Source organism: Streptomyces sparsus (assembly GCF_054776295.1).
In genome coordinates this window covers 1-895 of record NZ_BAAHCA010001389.1, presented here as the reverse complement: position 1 = coordinate 895, position 895 = coordinate 1, and the positions used below count along the sequence as shown (strand labels likewise).

The window sequence follows — 895 nt, the reverse complement described above, 5'->3', positions numbered from 1 at the left end:
CCGCGGCCGTCGGCGAGGCGCGGGCGCCGGCCCGGTCACCGCCCGCGGACACGGCGCTCGGATCCGGGAGGGAGCCGTGCCCGAAGGAAGGGCTCGGATCGGCATGGACGCCGCGCCCTGAAGGTCCGTTCGGGCTCGCGGCGGGGCTGGTGCTCGCGGTAGGTCTGGTGCTCCCGGCGGGCCGGGCGAAGGCCGAGGTGCCTCGGGCCAGGTCGTGGCCGGCACTCAGCGCGTCGATGCTGGTGTCCGACCAGCGGCCGCCCTCCCGTTCACCCTCCTGCACCCGCAACCGGCCGTGCACCAGCAGGGGTTCACCGAGGGCGACGGAGGACGACAGGTTGCGGGCCAGCGCACGCCACGCCCGCACGGTGTAGAAGCTGGTGTGCGCGTCCGCCCATCCTCCGCGCTCGCGGTCGAACCTGCGCACCGTCGTCGCCAACCGGAAGCGCACCACGGGCACACCGGCGGCGGTCGTGCGGAACTCCGGTTCCGTCGCGACGTTCCCGACCACCGTCACCATCGTCTCGTTCATCTCGGACGCCTCCCCCGGCACCGTCTGCGTGGACCCGCGCCGCCCCGGGGCTGAAGGCCCCCGGCCCGGCGCAGGCGTCCCGGTCCGTTCCGCCGGGCTCGACCGCCATGCTGCCCGGGTTCCGCCACTCCCGCTCCGGCCTGTGGACTACCGACAGGTTGTGCACAACTCCGTCACCCGATCGGTCGACAGCCCCACACCCGGCCATGCCGCCACCCCTCACCCGGCCGGGCCGCCGCAGCCGCCCAGGCCGCGTTCCGGTCCTCCGACCGCGACGACGTACTGGCCCCGCACCTCGCCGTAGCGCATCAGCTCCGCCGCCACCGGCTCCAGCACTCGCGCCCGACCGCAACCCGCCGCCCG

General features: G+C 75.6%; 1 protein-coding gene. It reads right to left on the bottom strand.

Translation table 11 applies throughout. The features are described 5' to 3' along the window. The coding region (locus ACYVE9_RS28615) for a single-stranded DNA-binding protein (RefSeq protein WP_461030794.1) at window positions 1-532 on the bottom strand (532 nt) is incomplete at its 3' end. Between the last annotated feature and the right edge of the window lie 363 nt (window positions 533-895).